This window comes from Magnetospirillum aberrantis SpK (genome assembly GCF_011022235.1).
Classification (GTDB): domain Bacteria; phylum Pseudomonadota; class Alphaproteobacteria; order Rhodospirillales; family Magnetospirillaceae; genus Magnetospirillum; species Magnetospirillum aberrantis.
On the sequence record NZ_JAAIYP010000037.1, the window covers coordinates 141,360 to 163,971 of the forward strand.

The 22,612-nt window shown below is 65.2% G+C and carries 19 protein-coding genes; 8 read left to right on the forward strand and 11 right to left on the reverse strand.

Annotated elements, in window-relative coordinates; all coding sequences use genetic code 11:
• Positions 1-2: 2 nt before the first annotated feature.
• Together gltX and G4223_RS10510 are read right to left on the reverse strand one after the other, a co-directional pair.
• Positions 3-1,340, reverse strand: coding sequence for a glutamate--tRNA ligase (gene gltX / locus G4223_RS10505; protein WP_338086867.1), 1,338 nt, complete (start codon positions 1,338-1,340; stop codon positions 3-5).
• Positions 1,341-1,342: 2 nt separating this feature from the next.
• Positions 1,343-3,001 (reverse strand): NAD+ synthase, encoded by a 1,659-nt coding sequence (locus tag G4223_RS10510; protein WP_163678960.1) that lies wholly within the window; start codon positions 2,999-3,001, stop codon positions 1,343-1,345.
• A 114-nt stretch (positions 3,002-3,115) separates the two neighbouring features.
• On the opposite strand from G4223_RS10510, the gene G4223_RS10515 reads away from it, so the two are divergent.
• From G4223_RS10515 to G4223_RS10525, 3 genes are read left to right on the forward strand one after another with little or no spacing between them, the layout of a single operon-like run.
• The gene (locus G4223_RS10515; protein ID WP_163678963.1) at positions 3,116-3,913 is read left to right on the forward strand and encodes a hypothetical protein; all 798 of its coding nucleotides are present in this window, start codon (positions 3,116-3,118) and stop codon (positions 3,911-3,913) included.
• Between the two features lie 35 nt (positions 3,914-3,948).
• A complete protein-coding gene (locus tag G4223_RS10520) occupies positions 3,949-5,283 on the forward strand; it encodes a GH1 family beta-glucosidase (RefSeq protein WP_163678964.1) in 1,335 nt (444 codons plus the stop codon).
• Positions 5,284-5,287: 4 nt separating this feature from the next.
• The gene (locus tag G4223_RS10525; protein ID WP_163678967.1) at positions 5,288-6,946 is read left to right on the forward strand and encodes a PAS domain S-box protein; all 1,659 of its coding nucleotides are present in this window, start codon (positions 5,288-5,290) and stop codon (positions 6,944-6,946) included.
• 2 nt (positions 6,947-6,948) lie between these two features.
• On the opposite strand, the gene G4223_RS10530 is transcribed toward G4223_RS10525, so the two are convergent.
• Positions 6,949-7,269: a hypothetical protein gene (locus tag G4223_RS10530; RefSeq protein ID WP_163678970.1), complete on the reverse strand. Its 321-nt coding sequence runs from the start codon at positions 7,267-7,269 to the stop codon at positions 6,949-6,951.
• A 91-nt stretch (positions 7,270-7,360) separates the two neighbouring features.
• On the opposite strand from G4223_RS10530, the gene G4223_RS10535 reads away from it, so the two are divergent.
• Both G4223_RS10535 and G4223_RS10540 read left to right on the forward strand, forming a co-directional pair.
• A complete protein-coding gene (locus G4223_RS10535) occupies positions 7,361-8,398 on the forward strand; it encodes a class I SAM-dependent methyltransferase (protein WP_241004059.1) in 1,038 nt (345 codons plus the stop codon).
• Positions 8,395-9,087 (forward strand): pseudouridine synthase, encoded by a 693-nt coding sequence (locus G4223_RS10540; protein WP_163678973.1) that lies wholly within the window; start codon positions 8,395-8,397, stop codon positions 9,085-9,087. The genes G4223_RS10535 and G4223_RS10540 overlap by 4 nt, the downstream gene beginning before the upstream one ends.
• Here G4223_RS10540 and G4223_RS10545 read toward each other — a convergent pair.
• Both G4223_RS10545 and G4223_RS10550 read right to left on the reverse strand, forming a co-directional pair.
• Positions 9,084-10,022, reverse strand: a complete 939-nt coding sequence (locus G4223_RS10545; protein WP_163678976.1) for a nucleoside recognition domain-containing protein — start codon at positions 10,020-10,022, stop codon at positions 9,084-9,086. The genes G4223_RS10540 and G4223_RS10545 overlap by 4 nt on opposite strands.
• A complete protein-coding gene (locus G4223_RS10550; protein ID WP_163678978.1) occupies positions 10,022-11,908 on the reverse strand; it encodes an ABC transporter ATP-binding protein/permease in 1,887 nt (628 codons plus the stop codon). The genes G4223_RS10545 and G4223_RS10550 overlap by 1 nt, the downstream gene beginning before the upstream one ends.
• Positions 11,909-12,058: 150 nt before the next feature.
• Between G4223_RS10550 and G4223_RS10555 the strand changes: the two genes are divergently transcribed.
• On the forward strand, positions 12,059-12,991 hold the full coding sequence (locus G4223_RS10555) for an AEC family transporter (protein WP_163678980.1): 933 nt from the start codon (positions 12,059-12,061) through the stop codon (positions 12,989-12,991).
• Between the two features lie 19 nt (positions 12,992-13,010).
• On the opposite strand, the gene G4223_RS10560 is transcribed toward G4223_RS10555, so the two are convergent.
• From G4223_RS10560 to G4223_RS10580, 5 genes are all read right to left on the reverse strand, one after another.
• Complete coding sequence (locus G4223_RS10560; RefSeq protein WP_163678982.1) at positions 13,011-13,463, reverse strand: hypothetical protein; 453 nt, start codon at positions 13,461-13,463, stop codon at positions 13,011-13,013.
• Positions 13,464-13,738: 275 nt separating this feature from the next.
• Positions 13,739-15,883: an elongation factor G gene (gene fusA / locus G4223_RS10565; protein WP_163678984.1), complete on the reverse strand. Its 2,145-nt coding sequence runs from the start codon at positions 15,881-15,883 to the stop codon at positions 13,739-13,741.
• Positions 15,884-16,108: 225 nt separating this feature from the next.
• Entirely contained in the window at positions 16,109-16,726 is a 618-nt protein-coding gene (locus tag G4223_RS10570) for a YkgJ family cysteine cluster protein (protein ID WP_163678986.1), read from the reverse strand.
• Positions 16,723-17,901 (reverse strand): ribonuclease D, encoded by a 1,179-nt coding sequence (rnd, locus tag G4223_RS10575; RefSeq protein WP_163678988.1) that lies wholly within the window; start codon positions 17,899-17,901, stop codon positions 16,723-16,725. The genes G4223_RS10570 and rnd overlap by 4 nt, the downstream gene beginning before the upstream one ends.
• A 78-nt stretch (positions 17,902-17,979) precedes the next feature.
• Entirely contained in the window at positions 17,980-19,020 is a 1,041-nt protein-coding gene (locus G4223_RS10580) for a nucleoside hydrolase (RefSeq protein ID WP_163678990.1), read from the reverse strand.
• A 218-nt stretch (positions 19,021-19,238) separates the two neighbouring features.
• Between G4223_RS10580 and aspS the strand changes: the two genes are divergently transcribed.
• Together aspS and G4223_RS10590 are read left to right on the forward strand one after the other, a co-directional pair.
• Positions 19,239-21,041: an aspartate--tRNA ligase gene (aspS, locus tag G4223_RS10585; RefSeq protein WP_163678993.1), complete on the forward strand. Its 1,803-nt coding sequence runs from the start codon at positions 19,239-19,241 to the stop codon at positions 21,039-21,041.
• 203 nt (positions 21,042-21,244) lie between these two features.
• Positions 21,245-22,096 (forward strand): agmatine deiminase family protein, encoded by an 852-nt coding sequence (locus tag G4223_RS10590; RefSeq protein ID WP_163678996.1) that lies wholly within the window; start codon positions 21,245-21,247, stop codon positions 22,094-22,096.
• Between the two features lie 6 nt (positions 22,097-22,102).
• On the opposite strand, the gene G4223_RS10595 is transcribed toward G4223_RS10590, so the two are convergent.
• The gene (locus G4223_RS10595) at positions 22,103-22,612 is read right to left on the reverse strand and encodes a hypothetical protein (RefSeq protein ID WP_163678999.1); all 510 of its coding nucleotides are present in this window, start codon (positions 22,610-22,612) and stop codon (positions 22,103-22,105) included.

The window sequence follows — 22,612 nt, forward strand, 5'->3', positions numbered from 1 at the left end:
CGTCAGGCGGTCTCGCCGCGCAGCCGCTTCGCGGCCTTGTCGCGGCCGACAAGGGGTAACAGGTTCTTCAGTTCCGGTCCATTTTCCCGCGCCGTCAGTGCCAGGCGCAGCGGGTGGAACAACGCTTTTCCCTTGCGGCCGGTGGCGGCCTTGACCGCGTTGGTCAGGGTCGTCCAGGTGGTGTCGTCCCACGGTTCCGGCGGCAGCAGATCGGCGGCGGCGGCGGTAAAGGCCGGGTCCTCGATCACCGGAACGACAGGGCCGTCCACCACCTGGGCCCAGTCGCGCAGTTCGGCCAGCGAGGACAGGTTGCCGTGCACCGCCGTCCACAGCGCGGGCGAGGCGTTGACGCCCATCGCCTCAAGGCGCGGGGTCACCATTTCGAACGGCAGGGCGTGCAAAAGCCGGGCGTTGAGATGGCCCAGTTCGGCCGGGTCAAATTTCGGGGTGGCGCGGCTGAAATGGCCGATGTCGAACTCGTCCTCCAATTGCTCGAGGCTGGTACGCACCTCGATAGCGTCGGAGGTGCCCAACTTGGCCAACAGCGAATTCATCGCCATGGCCTCGATCCCCTGGTCGCGCCAATCCTGAAGCGATTGCGAGCCCAGGCGCTTGGACAATCCCGCCCCGGTGATGTCGGTCATCAGCGGCAGATGGGCGAAACGCGGGGCCGGGGCCCCCAGGGCTTCGAACAACTGGATCTGGGGGGCGGAATTGGTGACGTGGTCCTCGCCGCGAATGATGTGGCTGACGCCGAAATCGACGTCGTCCACCACCGACGGCAGGGTGTAGAGGAAGCTGCCGTCGCCGCGGATCAGCACCGGATCGGACAGACTGGCGCAATCCACATGGCTGTTGCCGCGGACCAGATCGTCCCATTCGACGGTGCGGTGTTCCAGCTTGAAGCGCCAATGCGGCTTGCGCCCCTCGGCCTCGAAGGCGGCGCGCTGGTCGTCGCTCAGGTGCAGGCCGGCCCGGTCGTAGACCGGCGGCAGCTTGCGCGACAAAAGCCGCTTGCGCTTGTATTCCAGTTCCTCGGGCGTCTCGTAGCAGGGGTAAAGGCGTCCCTCGGCCTTGAGCTTTTCCGCCGCCGCGTCATAGGCGGCCAGTCGTTGGGACTGATAGGCCTTCTTGTCCCAGTCGAGGCCCAGCCATGACAGGTCGCGGACGATGGCGTCCACGTATTCCTGTTTCGAACGCTCCAGGTCGGTGTCGTCGAAGCGCAACAGGAAATAGCCGCCATGGGCCTTGGCGAACAGCCAGTTGATCAGGGCAACGCGGGCGTTGCCCACGTGCAGGAAGCCGGTGGGGCTGGGGGCGAAACGAACAAGCACGCTCACGGTCAGATCGTCCTGGTGAAGCCGTTGGTGATGGGATAGCGGCGGTCGCGGCCGAACGAGCGGCCGGTGATCTTGACGCCCGGCGGGGCCTGGCGGCGCTTGTATTCCGCTCGGTCCAGCATGCGCCAGACGCGGCGGACGACCGTGTCGTCATATCCTTTGGCGACGGTTTCCTCGACCCCCATTTCGCCCTCGATCAGGCAATGCAGGATGCCGTCGAGAACGTCGTAGGGTGGCAAGGTGTCCTGGTCCTTCTGGTCGGGCTTGAGCTCGGCGCTGGGCGGCTTGGTGATGACGCGCTCGGGCATCACCGGGCCGTTGGGGCCCAGGCCGCCCTCGGGCCGGCCGGCGTTGCGCCAGCGGCAGACGGCGAACACCGCCGTCTTGTAGACGTCCTTCAGCACGGCGTAGCCGCCGCACATGTCGCCGTAAAGGGTGGCGTAGCCGGTGCTCATCTCGCTCTTGTTGCCGGTGGACAGGACCATGGGGCCGAACTTGTTGGACAAAGCCATGAGGGCCAGACCGCGCGAGCGCGATTGCAGGTTTTCCTCGGTGATGTCGGGTGTTCTGCCATGGAACAAAGGCGACAACATGGCGTCGAAGGCGCCCATGGCCGGGCCGATGTTGACATTGTCCAGCCGGCATCCCAGCAGCCGGGCGACCCCGGCCGCGTCCTCAAGGCTTTCCCGGCTGGTATAGGGAGACGGCATCATCACGCACCACACCTTGTCGGCGCCCAGCGCGTCGGCGGCCACTGCCGCCGCCAGCGCCGAATCGATACCGCCGGAAAGCCCCAGCACCACGCCGGGGAAGCCGTTCTTGGCGACATAGTCGCGAAGGCCCAGCACCATGGCTTGATAGATGTTCTCGTCGTCTCCCGGTTCCTCGGCGACGGTGCCTTGGGTGGTCCAGCCATCGGCGCCCTTGCTCCAGGTGGTGGTGACCACCCGTTCCTGCCATGCCGGCAGGCGGAGCCGCAGTTTGCCCTTGGCGTCCAGCGCGAAGGACGCGCCGTCGAACACCAATTCGTCCTGGCCGCCCAACTGGTTGACATAGACCAGCGGCAGGCCGGTCTCGACCACCCGTTCGACCGCGCGGCCCAGACGAACGTCGCCCTTGCCCAGTTCGAACGGCGAGCCGTTGGGCACCACCAGGATTTCCGCCCCGCATTCCGCCAGCGTCTCGGCGACGTCGGCATACCACATGTCCTCGCAGATCAGCACGCCCAGGCGCACGCCGCGGAACTGGATGGGACCGGGCACGGCGCCGGGGCTGAAGACGCGGGCTTCGTCGAACACGCCGTAATTGGGCAGATGGTGCTTGAGTCGGGTCGCGGCCACCGCGCCCTTGTCCAGCAACAGCACGGCGTTGTGCACGTCGTTGCCCACTCGCCACGGCGCGCCGACCAACAGCGCCGGGCCGCCATCGGCGGTGTCCCTGGCCAAATCCTCGACCGCTGCCTCGACCGCATCCAGGAACGCTGATTTCAGTACCAGATCCTCGGGCGGATAGCCCGACACAGTCAGTTCCGGGAACACAACCAGTTGGGCGCCGTCGCCGGCGGCCAAGGCGCGGGCATCGCGGATGCGGCGGATGTTGCCGGCGACATCGCCGACCACGGGATTGATCTGGGCAAGCGCGATCGAAAGGGCTTCGGACATGGGGGAAGATGCCTAGAAAATGCCAAGCCCTGACTTAACGACAGGAGGCCGGACCTGTCAATGCGCGCACCGGGGGCCAAATCTGTTAAAATGGCCGGGCAAGAGGGAACGCCCATGACCATCACCCATCCGTCACCGTCATCGCCGTCGTCATCGGGAGCCAAGGCTTGCGAGGCCGTGGCCAACACCATGATCGGCCATTTCGTCACCCGCCTCGAGGTCGAGGCGCACCGGGCGGGCGGAACCTTGACGGTGGCGGCCATCCGGGCGCTGGCCGAACGGTTCATGGCCGACGAGGCGGCTCGCTTCGCCCCGGTGCTTCGGCGATCGTGGGACGCCTGCACCAAGATGCGCGAGGCGCGGCAATGGGAAAGCGCCCGCCACAATCCGTTCGACCGCATCCTGATCAAACCCTTCGCCCATTTGTTCCCGCCACGCCAGGGCGACGACGGCGTCTCGGGGGTGCTCAGCCGGCGCATGCTGCCCGGCTTTCACATGGCGGTGGACAAGATGATCGGCCCGGCGCTGTTCGAACAATGCCAGCGTAAGTCCCAGGCCATCTTGGACCGCCATCGCGCGGACGACGGAACCGATTGGGCCCAGGTGCACGCCGACCGCGAGACCCTGGCGCTTTGTTTCGACGTGTTGGTGGTGGTGGCCCATTCCTTCGCCAATTTCGACCGCCGCCGCGACTGGTTCGTGACGCTGGTGAACTCGCATCTCGGCCCGGCCGAGGCCGGTGCCATCGACGCCCATTGGCAATTGACCGAACATGGCTTCGCCGAAATGATGCGCGCCTTGTTCGCCGATCTGAAAGCGCTGCTGGCCGGCGACGCGGCGGCCTTGCGCAAAAGATATGGCGAACACACGGTGGAGGCGCTCGAGGGCTTCTTCCGTCGGCTGGACGCTTAGAGTAGACTTAACGGATATACCGTTGGGGAAAATCCATGACCGCGCTGAAGGTGCCGCCGGGCTTTGTTTGGGGGGCATCCACCTCCGCCTACCAGATCGAAGGGGCGGCGGCCGAGGACGGGCGCGGGCCCAGCATCTGGGACATTCATTCCCGTATTCCCGGCCGCACCAACAACGGCGACACCGGCGACGTGGCCTGCGACCACTATCATCGCTGGCCCGAGGATCTGGCCCTGCTGAAAAGGCTGGGGGTCGACGCCTATCGCTTTTCTGTGGCGTGGCCGCGTGTATTGCCGCGCGGGCGCGGCGCGGCCAACGACAAGGGGCTGGATTTCTACGACCGGGTGATCGACGCGGTGCTGGATGCCGGCATCCAGCCATGGCTGTGCCTCTATCATTGGGACCTGCCGCAGCGTTTGCACGAGTTGGGTGGTTGGACCAACCGCGACGTCGCCGGCTGGTTCGCCGACTACGCCACGCTGGTCGCCCGCCGCTTCGGCGATCGGGTGCGCCATTTCGCCACCTTCAACGAACCCAACGTCGCCACTTTGTTCGGCTATGCCATGACGTGGTGCGCGCCGGCCATGGCCGACCGCGACGCCTATTTCCGCGCCGCCCACCACCTGAACCTCGCGCATGGGGCGGCGGTGGACGTGTTGCGCGACCATGTGAAGGGCGCGCGGATCGGCGCCATCTACAACATGCAGCCGGTGCACCCCGAATCCGATACCGCCGAGAACCGGCACGCGGCCAAGGTGCTGGACGCCCACTGGAATCTGGTCTACGCCGACCCCCAGATTCTGGGAACCTATCCGGCGGTGGTGGCCGGCGATTTCGAACCCTACGTCCAGGCCGGCGACATGGCCCGCATCTGCCGGCCCGTGGACTGGTTCGGCATGAATCATTACGGCCCCATCTGGACACGGGCCGATGCCGACAGCCAACTGGGTTTCGCCTGGGGCGACAATCCCAATCCGGTGCCCCATCCCGACATCGGCTGGCCCATCTATCCCGATGCCTTCACCGCCGAACTCAAGCGCTGTGCCGCCCGTTACCGCCTGCCGGTCTATGTGACCGAGAACGGCATGGGGCGTGGTGCCGACGAGGAAAAGGTGGTGGGCGGCCGGGTCGAGGACCCTTACCGTATCGCCTATCTCAAGCTTTATACCCAGGCCATGGAGCAGGCCATCGCCGATGGTGTCGACGTGCGCGGATACTTCATCTGGTCGCTTTTGGACAATTACGAGTGGGGATCGGGCTACGGCAATCGTTTCGGCATCGTGCATGTGGATTTCGCCAGTCAGACGCGCACCCCCAAGGATTCGTTCTCGTGGTACGCCGACCTGATCCAGCGGACGCGGAAGGGATAAGGCGATGACCGCCGGCCCAACCGCCTGGGATGTCTATTCCCGTCTGTTACGGAGAGCCGGACGCCCGGCTTGGCTGGTGGATGAGCGGGGGACGGCGACATGGGTCGGCGCCGGGGAGGCGATGACGTTGCCGGGCGGGTTCGTTCCCGGCCGCTCCTGCACGGTGCCGGCCGGCCGGTTGGAGTGCGAGGAGGTCGAGGGTGGTTGGGCGGTGATGCTGACGCCGGCGGTGGCCGACGGGCACGTCATCCCGTTGCTGGACCCGCTGCCCATTCCGGTGTTCTGGAAGGATCGTGCCGGCTATTACCTGGGGTGCAACCGTGCCTTTTCCGAGTTGCTTGGAATGACGGCCGACAAGGTGGTGGGGTGTACCGTCCACGATCTGTACCCCGCCGAACTGGCCGACAAATACCGGGCGATGGATCTGGAGCTGATGGAAGGCGGCGCCAACGCCGTTCAACGGTATGAATGGGATATCGGAACCGGCCCCGGCCCCCATCGCCGGGTGCAGTTCCACAAGGCCAACCTGACCGATTCCGAAGGAAAAGTGGTTGGGGTGGTGGGCATGGCCCAGGACATCACCGAGCAGATATTGCTGGAACAGAAGTTCGCCACCGTGTTCGACGTCTGTCCCGATTCCTTGGCCCTGACGGATCGAAACACCGGACGCTATCTGGATGTCAACCGGGCGTTCGAAGAAGCCTTGGGATACCGCCGGGCGGAAGTGCTGGGCCTGACCTCGGTCGAATTGGGCATCTGGGAAACGGTCGAACATCGCCAGGAAATGCTGGGGCAGATGGCGGCTCAGGGCTATCTGCGCAATTTCGAGACCCGTTTCCGCAAGAAGGACGGCACCGTCTTCACTGCGTTGATTTCGGTGGAGGCGGCGGTGTTGGACGGGCGCGATTGCCTGATCATGTCGGGACACGACATCACGGAGCGCAAGACGGAAGAAACCTTGCTGCGCCGCACCGCCGAGGAATTGCATCGATCCAATGCCGAATTGGAACGCTTTGCCTATGTGGCCGCCCATGACCTTCAGGAACCGTGCCGAACCATTTGCAGTTTCGCTCAGTTGCTCGAACGCCGTTACGGCGTCGTCCTGGGGGACGAGGGCCGCGAATACCTGAGCTATCTGACGGACGGTGCCCATCGTATGCGCGAACTGGTCCAGGGGCTTTTGGGCTATTCGCGGGTGGACCGCAATTCCATCCGCTTCGAACCCGTCAACCTGTCCGAACTGGTGCAGTCGGCGTTGTCCGACCTGTCCACCGCCATCAGCCAAAGCGACGCCGACATCCAGCTTGGCGGCTTGCCGACGGTACGCGGCGACGCGGTGCAACTGCGTCAGGTGTTCGCCAATCTGATCGGCAACGCCATCAAGTTCCAGCCGCCGGGGCAGCGTCCGGTGGTGACGGTGGCCGCCCATCGCGGCGAGGATTGCTGGCTGGTCACCGTGTGCGACAACGGTATCGGCATCGCGCCCGAATACGCTGACGAGGTGTTCGGCATGTTCCGGCGCCTGCATGGCGGCGGCGCCTATCCGGGCACCGGCATCGGGCTGGCCCTGGTGAAACGGGTGGTCGAGGCCCATGGCGGGCGCATCTGGGTGGAATCCACCCTAGGTCAGGGCAGCACGTTCTGCTTTACCCTGCCGGCGTGAGCTCAGCCCTGTTGTTCGGTCCAGTCGGCCAGCCGGTTGAGCGCGTTGGACAACAGACGGTGGTCGCCGTCGTCGATCACCGGTCCCAGGACGCAGGCCACTTCGTCGCTGACCGCGCCGATGGCCAACAGCGCGCCCAACGTGTCGCTTTCCGCCATGCGTTCGGCCGCCGCCCGGTAGACCCGGCGCCGCGTGCCGCGCAGTTCTTGTTCCACCAGTTCCATCAGCGCTTCGTCCGCCGGTCTCTTACGGTGGACGTGAAAGGCCAAGGACCGCAAAATTCGGACCTTGTCCTCGGTGTCCAGGGAATCGCCTTTGGCCATTTCGGCCTCCTTTGCTGAGGGGCGGAACCATCGCTCCTTGCCGGGGGTCAAGTCAATCGACGGCGGAACATGGCCGTGCTATGCAAACCGCATGCACGATCTCACACCCCACGCCCTGGTCCTGCCGTTCGAGCGGGGCCTGCTCGACTTCCCCGACCGCGCCTTCCTGATGCGGGCCCAACCGTCCGACGCCTTCGGCGCCGATTGGCGCCAGGTTCTGACCTGCGAACAAAGCTTCCGTCCCGCCTTCGACGCCTTGGCGGCGGCTGGGTTCAACGCCGTCCCCAGGCTTGAGGGAACCTTTCCCGCCGGTCTGTTGCTGCTGACCAAGCACAAGGCGGAAAATCGCGCCAACCTGGCCCGTGCCTGGGGCTTGCTGGAGCCGGGTGGCGTCTTGGTGGCATGTGGCGCCAACGCCATCGGCGCCGCCAGCTTCGAGCGCGAGGTGGGAAAGGAGATGGGGCTGGCCGGCACCCTTTCCAAGCATCAGGCCCGCACTTTCTGGCTTTCGCGCACCGGCGGGGAGCCGCCGCCGGTCTTGGCGCAATGGCTGGCCGCCGCCCGGCCGCGCCCGGTGGGCGACAGCGGGCTTTTGGCCCGCGCCGGCTGCTTCAGCCCCGATCACGTGGACACCGGTTCCAAGGTGCTGGTGGAGTGTCTGCCCGAGAACGTCGCCGGGCGCGTGGCCGATTTGGGGGCCGGCTGGGGCTATCTGGGGGCGGAAATCCTGGGTCGTTTCGCCGCCGTCAGCGAATTGGACAATTATGAGGCCGAGGCGTTGGCGCTTGATGACGCGCGGAGCAACCTTGACCGGCTGCCCCATGGCGCGCACCGGAACTATCATTGGCTGGACGTGGCCGGCGGCATGCCGGAAGTCCAACCCTATGACTGGATCGTCAGCAACCCGCCGTTCCACGAGGGCGCCAAGGCCGACCCGGCCATCGGCCGCGCCTTCATCGCGGCGGCGTGGAAGGCCATCCGGCGCCGCGGCAAGTTCGTGATGGTGGCCAACCAGCACCTGCCTTACGAAGCGGAACTGCGCAAACGCTTCCGTGACGTCCAGCTTTTGACCGTGCGCGAGGGGTTCAAGGTGTACCTCGCCAGCAACCGGCACGACGTGGTGCGATGAGACTGATCCGACTGATCGCCAATCTCGGTTACGGCAGCCAGCGAGAGGTGAAGGCGATGCTGCGCGCCGGCCGCCTGACTTTGGCCGATGGCACGGAACTGGCCGAGAGCTCGCGGGTCGAGCACGCCGACATCCGTCTGGATGGCGAGGTGTTGGACCCGCCCCAGGGCATGGTGCTGATGCTCAACAAGCCGCAGGGCTATACCTGTTCGACCTCGGACCCTGGCCGTATCGTCTACGAGTTGCTGCCGCCGCGTTTCATGCGCCGCAATCCGGTCGTCGCCCCGGTCGGGCGGCTGGACCGCGACACCACCGGCTTGTTGCTGCTGACCGACGACGGGGACTTGCTGCACCGTCTGACCTCGCCCAAGCACCATGTGCCCAAGACCTATGACGTCACCCTGGCCCGGCCGTTGACGGGGGACGAGGGGGAATTGTTCGCCAGCGGCACGTTGCTTCTGCGCTCGGAAACCACGCCCTTGCTGCCGGCGATGCTGAAGGCGACCGGCGATTGTTCGGCCCGTCTGACCATCACCGAAGGCCGTTACCATCAGGTCAAGCGCATGTTCGCCGCCACCGGCAACCACGTGGAAAGCCTGCACCGCTCGGCGATTGGCGGTTTGGGCCTGGGCGACCTGCCCGAGGGACAATGGCGTTTCCTGACGGCGGACGAGGTGGCGGGGCTTTAACCCGCCAGCAGATGTCCGGCGGTGCGCACGGCGATGCCGATCGCGGCACCCAGGCAGGCGGGTTTCCAGACGGCGGCGACGCGGCGGCCGGCGCTCATCAACACGGCGACGCCGGGCACGTCCAGCGGATGGATCAGAAAGCCGGCGCTGGCGTTCAAAAGTCCGGCCGGCATGGTTCCCGCCCGCACCTGTTCGTCGACCACGCCCAGCATGGCGGTGCCGCCGGCCAGATATTTGGTGAAGGTGGGAAGGATCACCGCCGGGTCGATGCCGACCAGGGTCAGGGCAGGGGCCAGCAGCGTGGTCAAGGAATCGATGGCGCCCAGTTTCCTGAGCGCGGTCACCGCGACCAGCGACAGCACCAGCATGGGAATGGCGCCGATGGCGATCTTGAACGCCTCGGCCCCGGCACGGTTGATGACGTCCAGCACGCCCTTGGCGTCCTCGGCCACCGGGTGGCGCAAGGTTTCGTCCATGACATGCTCGTCCTCGGACAGGTGCCGGCCGAAAACGTAGGTGGTGGCCGCCGCCGCCGCCAGGCCGCCCACCAGCGACCATGCCAGGGTCGGCCACACCGAAAGGCCCAATGCCGCCAACGGGAAGGTGGCGTTGGCCTGGGCCATGGCCAGCACCATGGCGAAGGCGGCGGCCAGATGGCGATCAGAGGCGCCGCGCCCTTCCATCATGGACAAGGTCGCGAGCGGCGCGGCGAAGCTGACGAAGTTGATCTGAAGGGCGGCGAACACGCCCAGCCCGGTCAGGCCGAACGGCCTGAGCGACGGCGCCAGGCGCGCCACCAGCCAATCCATGACGCCGCGCGCTTCCAGCAGCCGCATGATGGACAGCATCACCACCATGATCGGCAACAGCACGAACAGCGACAGTTCCACCGCCGCGCGTCCCGCCGGCAGGATGACCGAAATCAGCGCTTCCATCAGTTCTCGCGGCGTTCGCCCTGGCGGCGCAGGGGGTGGACCAGCCAGTTGCGCAGATCGAGCGGGCTCATCTTGCGGCGACGGTCGGGGGGAGGGGCGCCGGCCAGCGTCGATGCCTTGACCTGAACCTGTCCGTCCTTGCTGGGTTCAAGCGTCAGCTTGCGTTCGTGATAGGCCTCGAGCGCTGAGTGATAGCCGACCGTGATGACCGTGGCGGCTGGGAATTCCTCGCGCACCAACTGCATCATCTCGTGCTCGCCGTCGGGGTGTAGTCCGTCCGTGGCTTCCTGGATGAAGATCCAGTTGGGACGGTGCAGCAATAGCCGGGCGAAGCCCAGGCGCTGTTGTTCGCCCAAGGTCAACACGTTTTCCCAGGTATTGGTTTCCTCAAGCCGTTCGGACATGTGTCCCAACCCGACCCGCGACAGGGTCGCCATCAGGAAATCGTTGTCGAAACTGTCGGGTCCGGCCGGATAGGCCAGCACGCTGCGCAGCCGGGCAATGGGCAGATAGGGACGCTGCGGCATGAAGAAGATGCCGGTGTCGTTGGGTTTGAACACCTGGCCCGATCCCCACGGCCACAGCCCCGCCACCACCTTGAACAGCTTGATGGCGGCACCGGGGTCGCCCGAGATCAGAACCCGCTCGCCGGCCTCGATGGTCTCCGTGAAGTTGTTGACGACCGGGGTTCCATCGACGCGGGCGACGCAAAGGTCGTCGAACACCAGGGCCGGCCGGTCGCCGGTCTCCACCTGGATGGTGTTGGCGCTGTCGGTTCGCGCCTGCTCCTGTTTCAGGGCCTGAAGGGCGTTGTGCAACGACAGCACGCGCTCGACGCTGGCTTTCCATTCCGCCGCCTTGGACAGGTTGTCCACCGGCCACGACAGGGCGCTGGTCATCTGTTGGAAAGCTTGGGCGATCTGCATCAGTTCACCCAGGGAGATGACGCCGGCGATGTAGCGCGGAGCGGCGATCAGGAAGGGAAAGCCGCTGGCCAGCACGCTGTAGCCCGACGAGAACACGAATACCTTGGCCAAAGCCGTGGTCTGAAGGTTGAAGCCCTTGCGCACCGCCACGAACAGGTCGGACAGTCGGCGACGTTCGTCGGGTTCGCCGTGCAGCAGGGCGATGGCTTCGGAATTTTCACGCACGCGGACCAGGCCAAAGCGGAAATTGGCCTCGACCGTCTGGCGCATGTTGACCGTCCGCACCAGCGGCCGGCCGATCAGCACGGCCGCCGTGGTGCCGGCGGTGGCGTACAATATGGACACGAACACCATGTGTCCGGGCACGGCGATGGCGGTGTCGAACAGCGTGACCGTGACCACCCCCGACAACGACCACAAAATCTGGGTGAAGCTGACCAGAAGCAACAGGCAATAGAACAGCGAATGCGCAAGGTCGATGGCGCTTTCGCAGGTGTTGCGGATGTCCTCGGAAATGCGGCCGTCGGGATTGTCGTGGTCGCCTGGCATGTGGTTGACCAGATAGTGCCGCCCTTCGGCCATCCAATTGTCCAGCACTTGCCGGCTCAGCCAGCGCCGCCAGCCGATCTGGAGGTTGCGCTTGACGATCAGGTGCGTCGAGGTGATGACCATGGCGATGCCCAGGATGCCCAGCAACGCCACCACCTGGACCAGGAAGCGTTCCATGGAACGTTGTTCCAAGGCGTTGAACAGCTTGGCGCTCCACAGGTTGACCATGATCGGCACGATCACCTGGGCGATGGTCAGCAGGATGAACAGCGCGGTCATGCCGCGCACCGCCCATTTCTCGTCGGACGACCAATAAGGGCCGGCAAGGTCAAGGAACTGACGGAAAAAACCCTTGGCGCGTGCGGGTGGGGGTTCTCCGGCCGATGATCGCGCCGCTCCCTCCGCCGTCATTCCATCTCCCCCAAAAGGCCTAGTCATCCGTATTCACCACAATAAACCATGGCCCGCGTGGAAACACCAGCGGGGGAACGGTGGGACGGGCTGCGCTTGACCAAGGTGGTCGGACCAATCCATGCTCGACGTCCTCTGGAAAGGTGCCCCATGCAAGTTGTTTTCGACGTCGTCCTGCCTGTTTTCGCCATCGTCGCCGCCGGTTACGGCGGTGGCCGGTCGGTTCTGGGGCAAACGGCGTCCACGGCGTTGTCGGCTTTCGTCTATTGGTTCGCCCTGCCGGCGGTTCTGTTTCTCAGCATGGCCCGCCAGCCCTTGGAACAGATCTTCAACGGTTCGTTCCTCGGCGCTTTCCTGGGCTCCATGCTGGTGGTGTATTTCGGCGGCGGCTTGTTGGGGCGGCTGGTCGGTCGCCGCACCTGGGCCGAGCATTCGCTGCAAGGGCTGAACGCGGCGTTCTCCAACACCGGCTACATGGGCATTCCGTTGTTCGTCGCCGCCTACGGCGCCGACCACCTGTTGCCGGCGCTGATCGCCACGGTGGTCATGAGCGTGGTCATGGTGGGGTTGGCGGTGATCTGGATCGAACTGGCGCAATCGGCCGGCAACGGCATCGTCCACGCGCTGCGCGATGTCGGCCGCGCCCTGGTGCGCAATCCGCTGATCGTGTCCTCGGTGGCGGGGTTGGCCTGGAACCTGGGCGGATGGCCGCTGCCGACGCCGGCCGTCAACTTCTGTCAGTTGGTGGGGGCGGCGGCGGGACCGTGCGCGTTGTTCGCCATCGGCGTCTTCCTGGCGGGACGCCCTTTGAGCTTGGCATGGCGCAAGGTGGGGTGGATGGTGCCGCTGAAGCTGGTGGTCCAGCCACTGCTGGCCTGGGTGCTGATCAAGACGGCGTTTCCGCTCGATCCCTTTTGGACCGGGGCGACGTTGTTGCTGGCGGCGTTGCCGACCGGGGCGCTGACCTTCGTGGTTGCCAGCCAGTATCAGACCTATGTCGAGGAGACCAGTCAGGTGATCTTGCTGTCGACGATCGCCTCGGTGCCGGTTCTGTCGCTGATCCTGGTGCTTTACGTCGGCTGAGGACAAGACGTGGACGACCTTAGCTCCCTCTTTGGCAATATTGCAGCTTGCTCCCCAACCCGCCTTGCTGCAATTCGATGCGGTCGCTGCCGGCAATCCAGGTGGTGGTGGTCCAGTGCAACCCCGGCAATTGCTTTTCCTCTTCACCCGCCGGCTTGCCATAAGCCGTGGTCAAGCTGGCCTTGAGGTCGCCCGGCAAGGTGTTGCCGGCCTTGGGCAGCAAATCGACGCAGACCAGCTTGGCGGAATCGATGTCGAACAGAAGGTATGCCACCAGTTCGGCGCCCTGGACGTGGTGGTCGGCCACAAGCTGGGGGACGCGGATGGGAACGAAGCCCTTGCGATAGGTCCGGCGCTTTTTTTCGTCGCTGGTCGCCGACAGGGCCTTGCCCTGGGAAGCGGACATGGCCTGGACCGGGGTCATGCCCCACCGCGTCCATTCCCAATCGGCATGGGCCGGTTCAAGGCTCATTAACAATAATGTCAATGTCGCAGCAAGGACCCGGACCATGTCATCCTCCGATGTTTGTCCTTCCCCGTTTAATAAATGTGGCCTGTGGCTGTCGTGGTCAACGTATCAGATGGGTTCTATTCTTGGGTATCGTGTACTGGTGCGGACATCGTCTGAAGGGATAGGCCTGGATTAGGGTGACAACCTTATTTTATCGCCATCTCTGGGTGAATTTCACAAAAGAAAACGCCCGCCATGGTCTCCCATGGCGGGCGTTTCGATCGGAAGCGTCGGGCTTAGTTGCCCTTGTTCTTACCGGCGATGATCTCGTCGGCGACCTGACGCGGAACCGGTTCGTAATGCGAGAACTCCATCGAGTACGAGGCGCGACCCGAGGTCATGCCACGCAGCTGGCCGATGTAGCCGAACATTTCGTTCAGCGGCACGAAGGCCTCGACGGCGATGTTGGTGCCGCGCTCCAGCTGACCCTGGATCATGCCGCGACGACGGTTCACGTCGCCGATGACGTCGCCCAGGTAATCCTCGGGGGTCACCACTTCGACCTTCATCACCGGCTCCAGCAGGATCGGGCTGGCCTTGCGGATGGCTTCGCGGAAGCAGGCCTTGGCGGCGATTTCGAAGGTCAGGGCGTTCGAGTCCACGTCGTGGAACTTGCCGTCGACCAGACGGGCGCGGAAGTCCACGGTCGGGTAACCGGCCAGGACGCCGTCTTCCTTCTGCATCTGAAGGCCCTTGTCCACGGACGGGATGTATTCCTTCGGCACCGAACCGCCGACGGTCTCGTCCTTGAACTGGTAACCCTCGCCGCGCTCCAGCGGCTCGAACACGATCTTCACCTCGGCGAACTGACCGGAACCGCCGGTCTGCTTCTTGTGGGTGTAGGTGTGTTCCACCGACTGGGTGAAAGCTTCACGGTAAGCCACCTGCGGCTTGCCCATGTTGCCTTCCACGTTGAACTCGGTGCGCATGCGGTCGAGCGTCACTTCCAGGTGCAGTTCGCCCATGCCGCGCAGGATGGTCTGACCGGTTTCGCGGTCGGTCTCCAGACGCAAGCTGGGGTCGGCGCGGACCATCTTGCCCAGCGCGGCGCCGAACTTCTCCTGGTCGGCCTTGGCCTTCGGCTCCACCGACACCGAGATCACCGGCTCGGGGAACTTCATGCGCTCAAGCACCACCGGAGCGGAGGCGTCGCACAGGGTGTCGCCGGTCTCGGTCTCGGCCAGCGAAACCAGGGCGATGATGTCGCCGGCGCGGGCTTCTTCGATGGCGTTCGGCTGCTGGGCGAACATTTCCACCATGCGGCCGATCTTCTCGCGCTTGCCGCGGGTCGAGTTCATCACCGACATGCCCTTGGTCAGCACGCCCGAATAGACGCGGCAGAAGGTCAGGGCGCCGTAGGCGTCGTTGATGACCTTGAAGGCCAGGGCCGAGAAGGGCTCGTCGTCGGACGACTTGCGCTCGCCGACCGGGTTGCCGTCGGCGTCCACGGTCTTGATGGATTCTACGTCGGTCGGGGCCGGCAGGTACCAGATAACCGCGTCGAGAACCTGCTGCACGCCCTTGTTCTTGTAGGACGAACCGGCCAGGACGGGGTTGAAGGCGCCGTTCAGGGTGCCGCGGCGGATGCACTCGCGCAGGACGTCGGCCGAGGGTTCCTCGCCGGATTCCAGATAGGCTTCCATGGCCGCTTCGTCCTGCTCCAGGCAGGTGTCGACCAGTTCGGCACGGTAGTCGGCGATGGCGTTCAGGATTTCCTTGTCTTCCGACACGGAGATCTTGCAGCGCTCGATGATGGCGGCGCCGTCAGCGTCGACGATGTCCCACTGGGCGTCCTTGTCGTCGGATTCCCAGATGTAGCCCTTCATCTCGACCAGATCGACCATGCCGCGGAAGTTGTCCTCGGAGCCGATCGGCAGGAAGATCGGCAGCGGACGGGCGCCCAGGCGGTTGCGGATCATGTCGACGCAGCGGCGGAAGTTGGCGCCCGCGCGGTCCATCTTGTTCACGTAGCAGATACGCGGGACGTTGTAATTGTCGGCCAGACGCCAGTTGGTTTCCGACTGCGGCTCGACACCGGCGACGCCGTCGAACACCACCACGGCACCGTCCAGCACGCGAAGCGAACGGTTCACCTCGATGGTGAAGTCCACGTGGCCGGGGGTGTCGATCACGTTGATCTTCTTGCCCTTCCAGAACGCGGACACGGCGGCCGACTGAATGGTGATGCCGCGCTTCTGCTCCTGTTCCATGTAGTCGGTCGTGGTCGACGACTTCAGGTCCTTGGTGTCGTGAACGTCGACGATGGTGTGCTTGCGACCGGTGTAATACAGGATGCGCTCGGTCGTCGTGGTCTTGCCGGCGTCGACGTGCGCGATGATGCCGATGTTGCGGATGTCGGAAAGAGGAGTCTGGCGAGCCATGTGGTTTCGGTCCGTTGTGTGAAAGGGGCAAAGCCCGTGGCGGGGCAAACCATCCCCACCCAGGCCGTAACTCCGAACTGGTTTGGGGGGCGTTTTATATGAGATTGCGGGCAAAAGCCACTGCTTAACCGCATGGGGTGTGATTCGGCTGTGGAAAGCTTGCTCAAGACAAGGCGACGCCTTGCTTTCAGGAGGTGAAGGAACTGCGAGGAATGAGGGGGCGGGTTACAGCGCGGTGCCCAGGTTGACGATTTTGCTGCCGTGGCCGGCCTCGGCCACCGCCTGGGCCAAACCCAGTTGCGCCGAGCCCCACACCTTGTGCTGGGCGGCCAGCACCGGGATTTGCAGGCTTTCGCCGGCCAGCGACCGGCGGCAGGTTTCGGCGTTGGACGAATTCATCGCCCGGCATGGCAGCGGCCGGGCCTCGTGCACCAGACAGCGTCCCTGGTCGTCGAGCAAGGCGCACCGCAGCTTGGCCCGCCACCATCCCGCCTGATCCAGTTTCTTGCCGCGCGCCGCCACCTTCTTGATGCGGGCACGGGTCTGTCCGCGCAACGGTTCCGGCAAGGCGGCCACCGCCGCACGCACCAGTTCCAGTTCGGCGGCGGTGACGCCGACCATCTGATGGCAGCAATGGAAGCAGCCGGCACCGCATTGGATGGCGGCGATCTGTTGGTCCAGTCCGACCGTCGCCACCACCCGCGTCCAAAAGGAATCGGCGGTGGCGATTGCCGCGTGGGCCGCCGCCGTTAATCCTTCGCCACGCTCCAGGACAGCCTTGGCCGCCGCTCGGGCTTCGGCCTGGATGTCGGAATAGCGTGGCGCGGCCGGTTGGGCGGTCATTCGCTCGGCGCTTCCGCCGGGTCCAGCGGCACCAGCCGCAGCCGGCGGCCGTCGGTACAGAAACCCAGTCCCAGGCGGCCATGCTTGAGCGCCAGCGCGTCCTCGCCGAACAACTCGCGGCGCCAGCCGTGCAGGGCGGGAACGTCGGCATCGTCGGTGGCGGCGATGGCCTCGACGTCGGCGGTGTTGGCCACCAGCTTCTGGGCGACGCCATGTTCATCGCACTTCATCTTGAGCAGCACCTTCAACAGGTCCACCACCGGACCCAGGCCGCGCGGCAGTTCCACCCGCTCGGGCGGCTTGGGGATCTGGTCCTCGGGCAGGGACAGGCCGCGCTTCACCGCCTCCAGGATGGCGATGCCCATCTTGCCCTCGACCAGTCCCTTGCCCAGGCCGCGGGTGCGGCCCAGTTCGGCGACGTCGGCGGGGTGGTGGGCGGCGATTTCCATCAGCGTCTCGTCGCGCAGCATGCGCTGGCGGGGAATGTCGCGTTCCTGCGCCTCGCGCTCGCGCCACGCCGCCAGTTCCTTGAGCACCGCCAGGAACTTGGGGCTGGACGAACGGGGCTTGAGCCGGCGCCAGGCATCCTCGGGATTGGTGCGGTAGGTACCGGGAGCGGCCAGTTCGGCCATCTCCTCGCCCAGCCATTCCAGGCGGCCGTTTCGTTCCAGCTTGCGGGCCAGCTTGTCGTAGACCACGCGCAAATGGGTGACGTCGGCCAGGGCGTATTGAATCTGCTTCTCGGTCAGCGGCCTGAGCGACCAGTCGGTGAAGCGCATTGATTTGTCGATCCGCGCCTTGGCCAACTGGCTGGCCAGGGTTTCATAGCCGACCGAATCGCCGAACCCGCACACCATGGCGGCGACCTGGGTGTCGAACAGCGGCGTCGGCACGGCGCCCGACAGGTGCAGGAAGATTTCCACGTCCTGGCGGGCGGCGTGGAACACCTTGAGTACAGACGTGTCGGCCATCAGCGCGAACAGCGGCGCCAGATCCATGCCCGGCGCCAGCGGGTCGATGGCGCGGGCCTCGTCCGGGCCGGCAAGTTGCACCAGACACAGTTGCGGGAAGTAGGTCTTCTCCCGCATGAACTCGGTGTCGACGGTGACGTAAGGGGCGGAGGACAGCCGCGCGCAGAACGCGGCCAGTTCCTGGGTATCGGCGATCATCGGCATGGGCAAGAGTGATACACCCAAGCCCGGTGCCGGGCAAGGGGCGGGGGAACGTGGCTCCCCCGCAATTTTCGATGCCGATCACTCCTTGGGGGCGTTGCACAGCGGCGCGTTGGCAAGGCGGGCGAACACGGCCTTGAATTCGGCCTCGGACGCCCACATCACCACCTGTTTCGGCGGAATCAGGGGATTGTCGGTGGTGAAGGTGGTGCCGCAGCAATTGGCGACCGCCGTGTCCACCACCTTGACGTCAAGGCGCATGGTTTCGACCTTCACGTCCTTCAACAGGCCGACGCCGTAGGTGGTGGCCAGCGGGTCGAACACCGGCACCGGGTCGGGTTCGGCCGAGGTGCCGCACTTTTCCTCGATCACCGCCTTGAGGAAGCTGGCGACCGGGTCGGTGGCCTTGATCAGGTCGGCGTATTCCGGGGTCAGGATGACGTTGTTGCAGGCGTTGAGCGGCACCAGTTCCAGCGGCAGGGTCGGCACCGTCCAGCGGAAGGCGGTCTGGGCCGCCAGCGGGTCCAGGAAGATGTTCCATTCGGCGCTGGTGTTGGTGGCGTAGATCGGTCCCTGGTTCCATTGCGGCTTGGCGTTGTTCAGGTCGGCGACGTTGCCGGGATACTTGCCGTCCACCTCGATGGCGCCGCCCATGATGGAAATCTTGCCGATGCGCGCCAGTTGCGCCGGGCTGGCCCAGGTCAGCAGGCAGGCGATGTTGGTCAGGCCGCCGATCGAGATGATGGTCACCGGTTCGCGCGCCGCGTCCAGCACGTCCATCATCAATCGCACCGCACTGCGCGGATCAAGGGGCGTGCAGGGCGGCGGCAACGTGGGGGCCAACCCCATGACGTCGTTCATGTTGGCGCGGAACGAGCGGGGGAAGGTGTGGTCGTAGCTGCTGGGGGTGGCGGCGCCGGCGCAGACCGGGGCCGGGTTGTCGGCCAGGGCCAACAGGCCGCGGGCGATGGAAACGCCGTCTTCCAGGTTGGTCTCGCCGCAGCCGGTGACGGTGATGCCGGCGATTTCGACGTCCTTGTCCTTCATCATCAACAAGATGGACATGACGTCGTCCCAGCCCATGTCGGTGTCGATGATGATCTGTTGTATACACTTGCCCATTGGTGTTCTCCGCGTTGTTTGCGCGCCAAGGTGGCATGCAATCGGAGGCTATGGACAAAGCGGGGTCTTCACAATTTAAAATTTCGGTTACGCACGGATTACGTTCTTGGTGGCGGTTCGCGATTGCCAGCCTTGACGAATTCGTGCCCGTATGCCTTTTTCCCCGTTTCGAATGTTCTCGCCCGCGGGGGCGAATCCGTCAGCGGAGACATTGTTTCATGCACGCCTACCGTACCCACACCTGCGGCCAGCTTCGGATCGAGGATGCCGGCAAGACCGTGCGTCTCTCCGGCTGGGTCCATCGCAAGCGCGACCACGGCAATCTGCTGTTCGTCGATCTGCGCGATCATTACGGTTTGACCCAGTGCGTGCTCGACATCTCCAGCGCGGTGTTCGCCACGCTGGAAAAGGCCCGGCCGGAAAGCGTCATCACCGTCACCGGCAAGGTGGTGGCCCGGACCAACGACACGGTCAACCCCAAGCTGCCGACCGGCGCCATCGAGCTTCAGGTGGCCGAGGTGGAAATCCAGTCCATCGCCGACGTGCTGCCGATCCAGGTGGCCGGCGACCAGGAATACCCCGAGGATATGCGCCTCAAGTACCGTTTCCTCGACCTGCGCCGCGAGGACGTGCACGCCAACATGATGCTGCGCTCGCGCGTTATCGCGTATCTGCGCAATGCCATGATCAACCAGGGCTTCACCGAGTTCCAGACGCCGATCCTGACCGCGTCGTCGCCCGAAGGTGCCCGCGATTACCTGGTGCCGGCCCGTCTGCACCCCGGTAAGTTCTATGCCCTGCCGCAGGCGCCGCAGCAGTTCAAGCAATTGCTGATGGTGGCCGGTTTCGACAAGTACTTCCAGATCGCGCCGTGCTTCCGTGACGAGGCGGGGCGCGCCGACCGTTCGCCCGGCGAGTTCTACCAGCTCGATTTCGAGATGAGCTACGTCACCCAGGACGACGTGTTCGCCGCCATCGAACCGGTGCTTGAGGGTGTGTTCAAGGAATTCGGCGGCGGCCGCAAGGTCACCCCGGCGCCGTTCCCGCGCATTCCCTATGCCGAGTCCATGCTGAAATACGGTTCGGACAAGCCCGACCTGCGTAATCCCATCGTCATCGCCGACGTGACCGAGCCGTTCCGTGGTTCCGGCTTCGGCCTGTTCGCCAAGCTGGTGGACAAGGGCTCGGTCGTGCGTGCCATCCCGGCCCCCGGCGCCGCCAACCAGCCGCGCTCGTGGTTCGACAAGCTGAACGAGTGGGCGCGCGAGAACGGTGCCGGCGGTCTTGGCTACATCCAGTTCGCCGCCGATGGTGCCAAGGGTCCCATCGCCAAGAACCTGGAGCCCGAGCGCATCGCCGCGATCAAGGCTGCCGCCAACCTGAACGACGGCGACGCGGTGTTCTTCGCCTGCGACAAGGAACTGCCGGCCGCCAAGTTCGCCGGTCTGGTCCGCACCAAGGTCGGCAACGATCTGGATCTGTTGGAAAAGGATGTCTTCAAGTTCTGCTGGACCGTGGATTTCCCCATGTACGAGTTGAACGAGGAAACCGGCCTGATCGACTTCAGCCACAACCCGTTCTCCATGCCCCAGGGCGGCATGGAGGCGCTGGAGACCCAGGACCCGCTGACCATCAACGCCTATCAGTACGACATCGTCTGCAACGGCGTGGAACTGTCGTCGGGGGCTATTCGTAACCACCGCGCCGACATCATGATCAAGGCCTTCGGCATCGCCGGCTACGGCCCGGAAGTGGTCGAGGAAAAGTTCGGCGGCATGTTGAACGCCTTCCGCTACGGCGCGCCTCCGCACGGCGGTTCGGCGCCGGGCGTGGATCGCATCGTCATGTTGCTGGCCGACCAGCCGAATATCCGCGAGGTCATCTTGTTCCCCATGAACCAGCAGGCCCAGGACCTGTTGATGGGGGCGCCGGCCGAGGTGGATGCCAGCCGCTGGAAGGAACTGCACATCAAGCCCGACCTGCCGAAGCCGAAAAAGGAAGAGGCCAAGAAGGAAGGCTGAGGACGTTTTGAGTCCGTATGCGAAAAGGGGGCCTTTCGGCCCTCTTTTTCATGGTCGCTGACAAAAAACTGAAAACCGGTCATGCTGTTTGTCGTGGATGGCGTGATCGGCCCTGTCCATCGGTTTGGGGCTCTTGCGCACCTTGATCCGCCGTCCCATCTGCCCAATGCAATCGCCGCGCGCGACTTGGGGGAGGTATGGCAATGGCACAACCTGTTCCGCGTGACCTTGGCTGGCGGCTGGCTCCGGCCTGGAGCCGTCCGGCCCGTTTCTGGATGGGCTGGCCCGATTTCCGCGACGATCAGATGGCGCGCGAGGATTGTCTGGGGCTGGCCGAGTTGCTGGCCGATTACGCGCCGGTTTCGCTGATCTGTTCCAGCCGCGATGCCGCCGGTCTGGCCTTGCGCACCTCGTCCAACGTCGCCGCGCTGGCCTCAAGCCACGGCGGCTGGCTGATGCGGGCCGAGGCGCCGTTGTGGCTGGTCGACGGCGACGGCCGTCTGGTGGCCGGGGTGGCCTTTTCGGCGGTGGGGCGCGAGTTGGTGGAACGGGCCGGGGTGCCGGTGCTGGAGCCGCCGGTCGGCTTGCCGCCGGGAATCGAAGGTGACGGCGAAGGGACCGTGCTGGCCAGTGTACCGCCGGAACGGCGGACCTTGGCCGAAACCGTCCTGCGCGATTGGCTGGGGGTGGAGCGCGTCCTGTGGCTGGAAGGCGGCGATGCGGCCGGTTCCACCCGCTTCCTGGCGCCCGCTTTGGTGCTGCTGCCGCCGCATCCCGATCTTCATCGCCTGCTCGAAGCGGCGCGCGACGCCCGTGGCCGCCGTCTGCAACTGGTGGAAATGCCCGCTTCCAAACGCGAAGGGCGTTGTTATGCCGATTGTCTGGTGGCGGGTGACACCGTGGTCGTTCCCGATTACGAGGATGGCCGCTGTGGCGAGGCGCTGGCCCGTGTCAGTGCCGCCACCTGGGGGCGGCGGATATCGGCTTTTCCCGCGGCGTGGCTGGCCCCGGCTGGCGCTGGGCTGGGCGGTGTGGTGGCGACGCAGCCAAGCTGAAAGAGCTCAGGTGGCCGGTTCGGCCTGACGACGCAACACCGCCAAAGCGCGTTCGGCGACTGTAAACGTCGGGTCGCGATGGCGGCGCATGAAATCCAGCCGCTGTTCCCATTCCGCCAACAGATCGCGCGGGCGGTTGGGATCGGCCTTTTGACCGGTCAGCGCCCCGATGGTGTTGTCGTAATCGGGATGCAGTTCGCTGGGGAAGCCGACCGTCTGGTACTCGTGCCACTTCAGGCTGCCCTCGACGTACAATTCGTGGACGATCTCGGCGAAACGGCGGGGCGAGACGTGGCGCAAATCGTGACGCGGCCGGCGCGGCGGCGGCAGGGCGATGACCGCCGGCGGTGCCGGCTTGGTGATGACTGCTGGCGGTGCCGGTTTGGCGGCGGGCGGCAAAACGGGGGTGACCGGCACCGGCAACTGGGCGCCGATGTCGGCCGTCGGTTCCCTCCGCACCGTCGATGGGACGGGGATTGGGATCATGTAACGGGCGATGGTGGCCAGGAAACCCAT

Excerpts from the sequence above, each read along its gene's own strand:
- G4223_RS10540 (WP_163678973.1), top strand. The coding sequence starts at position 8,395 with ATGAGACTGATCCGACTGATCGCCAATCTCGGTTACGGCAGCCAGCGA.
- G4223_RS10580 (WP_163678990.1), bottom strand. The coding sequence starts at position 19,020 with ATGGGCAAGTGTATACAACAGATCATCATCGACACCGACATGGGCTGG.
- G4223_RS10555 (WP_163678980.1), top strand. The coding sequence starts at position 12,059 with ATGCAAGTTGTTTTCGACGTCGTCCTGCCTGTTTTCGCCATCGTCGCC.
- rnd (WP_163678988.1), bottom strand. The coding sequence starts at position 17,901 with ATGCCGATGATCGCCGATACCCAGGAACTGGCCGCGTTCTGCGCGCGG.
- G4223_RS10550 (WP_163678978.1), bottom strand. The coding sequence starts at position 11,908 with ATGACGGCGGAGGGAGCGGCGCGATCATCGGCCGGAGAACCCCCACCC.
- G4223_RS10545 (WP_163678976.1), bottom strand. The coding sequence starts at position 10,022 with ATGGAAGCGCTGATTTCGGTCATCCTGCCGGCGGGACGCGCGGCGGTG.
- G4223_RS10510 (WP_163678960.1), bottom strand. The coding sequence starts at position 3,001 with ATGTCCGAAGCCCTTTCGATCGCGCTTGCCCAGATCAATCCCGTGGTC.
- fusA (WP_163678984.1), bottom strand. The coding sequence starts at position 15,883 with ATGGCTCGCCAGACTCCTCTTTCCGACATCCGCAACATCGGCATCATC.
- G4223_RS10560 (WP_163678982.1), bottom strand. The coding sequence starts at position 13,463 with ATGAGCCTTGAACCGGCCCATGCCGATTGGGAATGGACGCGGTGGGGC.
- aspS (WP_163678993.1), top strand. The coding sequence starts at position 19,239 with ATGCACGCCTACCGTACCCACACCTGCGGCCAGCTTCGGATCGAGGAT.
- G4223_RS10530 (WP_163678970.1), bottom strand. The coding sequence starts at position 7,269 with ATGGCCAAAGGCGATTCCCTGGACACCGAGGACAAGGTCCGAATTTTG.
- G4223_RS10570 (WP_163678986.1), bottom strand. The coding sequence starts at position 16,726 with ATGACCGCCCAACCGGCCGCGCCACGCTATTCCGACATCCAGGCCGAA.
- G4223_RS10515 (WP_163678963.1), top strand. The coding sequence starts at position 3,116 with ATGACCATCACCCATCCGTCACCGTCATCGCCGTCGTCATCGGGAGCC.
- G4223_RS10525 (WP_163678967.1), top strand. The coding sequence starts at position 5,288 with ATGACCGCCGGCCCAACCGCCTGGGATGTCTATTCCCGTCTGTTACGG.
- G4223_RS10590 (WP_163678996.1), top strand. The coding sequence starts at position 21,245 with ATGGCACAACCTGTTCCGCGTGACCTTGGCTGGCGGCTGGCTCCGGCC.
- G4223_RS10520 (WP_163678964.1), top strand. The coding sequence starts at position 3,949 with ATGACCGCGCTGAAGGTGCCGCCGGGCTTTGTTTGGGGGGCATCCACC.
- G4223_RS10595 (WP_163678999.1), bottom strand. The coding sequence starts at position 22,612 with ATGGGTTTCCTGGCCACCATCGCCCGTTACATGATCCCAATCCCCGTC.
- G4223_RS10535 (WP_241004059.1), top strand. The coding sequence starts at position 7,361 with ATGCACGATCTCACACCCCACGCCCTGGTCCTGCCGTTCGAGCGGGGC.